At 64.4% G+C, this 5,204-nt stretch carries 3 protein-coding genes; 1 reads left to right on the top strand and 2 read right to left on the bottom strand.

Annotated elements, in window-relative coordinates:
• Positions 1-38: 38 nt before the first annotated feature.
• Positions 39-1,442: a sigma-54-dependent transcriptional regulator gene (locus AC6LJ2_RS29845; RefSeq protein ID WP_263913826.1), complete on the bottom strand. Its 1,404-nt coding sequence runs from the start codon at positions 1,440-1,442 to the stop codon at positions 39-41.
• Between the two features lie 76 nt (positions 1,443-1,518).
• Positions 1,519-3,489, bottom strand: coding sequence for a sensor histidine kinase (locus tag AC6LJ2_RS29840; RefSeq protein WP_498152743.1), 1,971 nt, complete (start codon positions 3,487-3,489; stop codon positions 1,519-1,521).
• A 295-nt stretch (positions 3,490-3,784) separates the two neighbouring features.
• On the opposite strand from AC6LJ2_RS29840, the gene AC6LJ2_RS29835 reads away from it, so the two are divergent.
• On the top strand, positions 3,785-5,119 hold the full coding sequence (locus AC6LJ2_RS29835) for a dicarboxylate/amino acid:cation symporter (RefSeq protein ID WP_263913677.1): 1,335 nt from the start codon (positions 3,785-3,787) through the stop codon (positions 5,117-5,119).
• The last annotated feature ends 85 nt before the right edge of the window (positions 5,120-5,204 follow it).

Below are 5,204 nucleotides of genomic sequence, written 5' to 3'. Positions count from 1 at the left end.
CCGCCCAGGGGCTTTTGTTTGGGCTCGGTGCCTCGCTGTCAGGCCTGCGGCGTGCCTGTGTAGTCTTGCCGGTCGATGCCGTGACGCTGGAGCTTGTCGTAGAACGTCTTGCGGGGAATGCCCAACGTTTCGAGCGTGGCACGCACGTCGCCTTGGTGGGCAGTGAGCGCTTCGCGGATGAGCTGGGCTTCGAAGCGTTCCATCTTTTCGGGTAGCGAACCTGGGCCCGAGACTTCGGCGGGCGCCGCAACGGCCGGGGTATTGAGCACGCCCAGCACGAAACGTTCGGCAAAGTGGGCCAGTTCACGGACATTGCCTGGCCAGTCGTGGGTCAAGAGGTGGTGCTTGATGTCGGCCGGCATATCGGGGATATCGCGCTGGAAGCGGCGCGATGCATGGCCGAGGTAGTGGGCGAACAGCAGAGGAATGTCTTCGCGGCGTTCGCGCAGCGGCGGAATGCGGATGGTGACGACGTTCAAGCGGTAGAACAGGTCTTCGCGGAATTTGGCGCGGATGGCTGGACTGCCGAGATCTTCCTTGGTGGCGGCGACCACACGCAAATCCAGGTTGCGAACCTCGTTGCTGCCCAGTGGGGTGATCTGACGCGACTCCAGCACGCGCAGCAGCTTGACCTGCACGGCCAGCGGCATGCTTTCGATTTCGTCCAGGAACAGCGTACCGCCACTGGCATGCTCGATGCGGCCGATACGCCGCTTTTGCGCGCCTGTGAACGCACCGGCTTCATGGCCGAACAGCTCGCTTTCGATCACGCTTTCGGGCAGGGCCCCGCAATTGATGGCCACCAACGCATGATGGCGCCGGCGGCTCAAGCGGTGCAAGGCCGTGGCAACGACTTCCTTGCCGGTACCGGTTTCACCTTCTACCAGCACGTCCACGTCGGCATCGGCGATGTGGCGCAGCGTCTGCTTGATACGCTGCATGGCAGGAGTGGTGCCAATGAATGGCACTTCATCGGCCTCCACGGCAAAAGCCGCCTCTCGCAAGCGCCGATTCTCCAACACCAGGTGGCGCTTTTCGGCGGCATGCATAATCGCCGTGACCAGGCGGTCGGGCGGGTAAGGCTTGGCCAGGAAATCGTACGCGCCATCGCGCATGCATTGCACGGCGGTGGCGATGTCGCCATGGCCGGTGATGAGAATGACGGGAATTTCCGGATCGATGGTGCGCAGGCGTTGGAATAGTTGCAGGCCGTCGATATCCGGCATGCGGATGTCCGTGACCACTACGCCGTCGAAGTCGCGGTTAAGGGTCGGCAGCGCGCTGCGTGCGCTGGCGTGCGGTTCAACTGCGATGCCTTGCAGCTTGAGGGTCTGGACATTGGCGCGCCGAAGGTCTTCGTCGTCGTCGATGAATGCCACGCGAGGCGTCAGTGGCTTGTCCGGGTTCCCGGTGGAACCGATTGAAGGGCTGCCAGTCGGCATGCGGGCCGAGGACGTAACGGCGCAGGGAGTACCGGGCGCCGAATCGTCGCGCTCGGGCGCGGGCTGGAGAGAAGTATCAGGGGCGCGGGTCATGGATAGTAGGCGGCGACTTGCGCAGCGTGAGCGTGAACATCGCGCCGCGGCCGGGGCCGTGGGGCGCGGGGAAAATGGCGTCTCCGGGATGAGCGGCTTGCAGGTCGCCGCCGAATTCGGCAACGATGTCCCGCGAAATGACCAAGCCCAATCCGAGGCCTTCGGCCTTGGTCGTATGAAAGGGGGTGAACAGGCGCGCACTGGCTTCAGGTGACAAACCCGGGCCGTTGTCATTGACGAACAGTTGTACCGAGGCGCCCATGTCCTGCAGGGCGATGATGATGCGGCCATCGGCTTGGCCTTCCAGCGCGTCCATGCCGTTTTGCAACAGGTTCACCAGGACCTGTTCGAGCCGGATGCGGTTGGCCTGGACTCGATAGTCAGGTTCCGCCGGCGGGCGTTGCAGCGTCACCCCCTGGCGCCTGGCGCGCGGACCGACCAGCAACAACGCCCCGTCCAAGGCCTCTTTGAGGCTGGTGGGGCCTACCGAGGCGCCCGCCTTGCGCGAAAATGCGCGCAGTTCCCCGGTGATGTGGCCGATACGCTCGGTCAAGGACGCGATGGTGCTCAGGTTTTCTGCCACGCAGGCCGTGTCGCGGCGGCGCAGAAATTCGGCGGCATTGTCGGCATAGGCGCGAATGGCGGCAACCGGCTGGTTGACTTCGTGCGCGACGCCGGCGGCGACCTGGCCGAGCAATGCCAGCTTGCTGGCCTGCACGAGTTCGTCCTGCATGGTGTGCAGCCGCGCTTCGGTGCGTTGGCGTTCGTCCATCTGCGTCAACAACTGTTGGTTCACTTCGCGCAATTGGGCGGTGCGTTCTTCGACCTGCGCGGCCAGTTGTTGGCGCACTGCCGCCTGCTGCGCGGTGCGCTCGCGGTTGCGATGGCGACGGAATAGGACGATGCCTATCACCGCCGACAGCACCGCCATGGCGAGGAGGGCGCCAAGCTGGGCGTTGGCGGTCGCGCGGTTCATGGCTGACTGCACGGGCGACAGCAGATGCAGTGTCCAACCCGGCGACTCGACAATGGGCAGCGTGGTGTGTAGCAGGGGCGCGCCCGCGGCGATCTGGGGCAGGGCTTCATCGGTGTGCACCAATTGTCCGCCGTTGATGGTTTTCAGCGGCGGACGCAGCGGCAACGGCTGGAACATCGCGTCGCCGAACTGCAGGCTGGTGCGCAGCGTTTGCGCCAGATCAGGCGCCAACGGCGACAACACGCGGAAACGCCAGTCGGCCAGGCTGCCCAGCAGTACGACGCCGTGCTCGTCGGTCACGAAAATCGGCGCGTTCGATTGCCGCCAATCGGCTTCAAGGTCGCGGAAATCGACCTTCAGCACCACCACGCCCAGCATGACGCCATCGGCACCGTCCACCCGTCGCGACAAGTACAGCCCGGCTTCGTGGCTGATCGTGCCCAACGCGAAATGCTCCGCCGAGCCATGCGCGACCGCACCCTTGAAATAGGGCCGGAATTGGTAGTCGACGCCGACGAAGGTTGCCGGCTCGCGCCAGTTGCTGGCGGCGATGGCGTAGCCGCTGGTATCCAGCACGTAGATGGCGGAGGCGCCGACCCCCCGGCTCAGCGTATCGAGCTTTTCGTCCAGTGATTCGATCTGGGCGGCGGTGGGGTTCTGCAGCGTGGCGCGCAGGTCGACATCTCGGGTCAGCACGAATGGCAGGGCGCGGAATTTGTCCAGGTTGTTGCGCAGGAGGGCGGCGTTGATCTGGCCGGCCCCGCGAGCTTGCAGCGCGGCCTCCTTCAGCGCCCCTTCTCGCGCCCATTGGCTGGCGGCGTGCAGGGCGCCCAGCGCGATGCCCACCGCAAGCAGGATCAGAAGGACCCAAGGCCAGGCAATGCCGCGCGGCTTGGCGGCCAAGGGCGCGTCGGCCTTGGGCGGGCTGTCCGGTAGCGCCTGAGCGGACGTCTTGGGTGATGAGGGGGCGGGGGGCATAGGTTTGTGTGGTTTTCCGCACATTTTATCCGCTTTATGTGTGGAATTTCGCCAGCTATAACGCGCGGCGATCTCGGACGCGATAAGAAGATAAGCAAAATCAAGTGTTTAGGGGCGGATGCGGCCTTGCCGTCGGCTGGCACGGCATTTGCATATACCCCAGTAAGCCTGGCGGCATTGCGCACCCGGGTGAAATGGCCTGCGGAGATACGCAAGGCTTCAAAAGAGAAAACGCCCCGGCGTCCGTTGCGTCGCATCGCAATGCGTTCGGGGCCCCTGGTGGGGACAAATCCCAATGATCGAAGTAGATCAAGTCGCGCCTGCGCGCAAGCTCAAGTTCTATCAAATCCTGTACGTGCAGGTGCTCTTCGCGATCGCGATCGGCATTTTGCTGGGCTACTTCAAGCCGGAACTCGGCGAGTCGATGCAGCCGCTGGGCGACGGGTTCATCAAGCTGGTCAAGATGATCATCGCGCCCGTGATCTTCCTGACGGTCGCCACCGGTATCGCCGCAATGAGCGACCTGAAGAAGGTCGGCCGCGTGGCGGGCAAGGCCATGCTGTACTTCCTGGTGTTCTCGACCCTGGCCCTCATCGTGGGCATGGTGGTGAGCCACATCGTGCAGCCGGGCGCCGGCATGCACATCAATCCCGCCACGCTGGACCAGAAGGCGGTGTCGGGATACGTCGCCAAGGCGCATGATTCCACGATCACGGGCTTCTTGCTGAACGTGATTCCCACCACGATCTTCAGCCCCTTCGTCGGCGGCGACATCCTGCAAGTGCTGTTCGTGGCCGTGCTGTTCGGCATCGCGCTGGCGCAGGTCGGCGAACGGGGCAAGCCGGTGCTGGATTTCCTGACGGCGCTGGCCCAGCCCATCTTCAAGCTGGTTGCCATCCTGATGAAGGCGGCGCCCATCGGCGCTTTCGGGGCCATGGCGTTCACCATCGGCAAATACGGTATCAAGTCCATCGTCAACCTGGCGATGCTGGTGGGCACGTTCTACGCCACGGCCGTGCTGTTCGTGGTCGTTGTCCTGGGCATGGTGGCTCGCTACAACGGCTTTTCGATTCTGAAGCTGGTGCGCTACATCCGCGAAGAACTGCTGCTGGTGCTGGGCACGAGCTCGTCGGAAGCCGCGCTGCCGACCCTGATGCAGAAGATGGAACGTGCCGGGTGTTCGAAGTCGGTGGTGGGTCTGGTCGTGCCGACCGGGTACTCGTTCAACCTGGATGGCACCAACATCTACATGACGATGGCGGCCCTGTTCATCGCCCAGGCTTGCGACATTCCGCTGTCGCTGGGCGACCAGATCCTGCTGCTGCTGGTGGCGATGCTGAGCTCGAAGGGCGCGGCTGGCGTGACCGGCGCGGGCTTCATCACGCTGGCTGCAACGCTGTCGGTGGTGCCGACGGTGCCGGTGGCCGGCATGGCCCTGATACTGGGCGTGGACCGCTTCATGTCCGAATGCCGTGCGCTGACCAACCTGGTCGGCAACGCTACGGCGGCCGTGGTGGTGGCACGTTGGGAAGGTGAGCTGGACAAGGACAAGCTGCATGCCGCGCTGGAAGGCGCGGGGCCCGCGGCGGACCCGCAAGCGATTGCACGCGTGTCGACCTTGCAGGGTTGAGCACCGCGACCGATTGCCTCATGCCGTTGGATGCGACGGCTGAGCAGCCGCTCGACAAAAGGCCCCCAAGCCGACAGGCTTGGGG

It is taken from the genome of Achromobacter sp. 1014246743, assembly GCF_059760725.1.
Note: the sequence above shows the minus strand (reverse complement) of the source record. Positions and strands in the feature narration are given on the sequence as shown.

Bases quoted from the DNA above. Each gene is read 5' to 3' on its own strand.
- AC6LJ2_RS29845 (WP_263913826.1), bottom strand. From the start codon at position 1,442: ATGCCGACTGGCAGCCCTTCAATCGGTTCCACCGGGAACCCGGACAAG.
- AC6LJ2_RS29840 (WP_498152743.1), bottom strand. From the start codon at position 3,489: ATGCCCCCCGCCCCCTCATCACCCAAGACGTCCGCTCAGGCGCTACCG.
- AC6LJ2_RS29835 (WP_263913677.1), top strand. From the start codon at position 3,785: ATGATCGAAGTAGATCAAGTCGCGCCTGCGCGCAAGCTCAAGTTCTAT.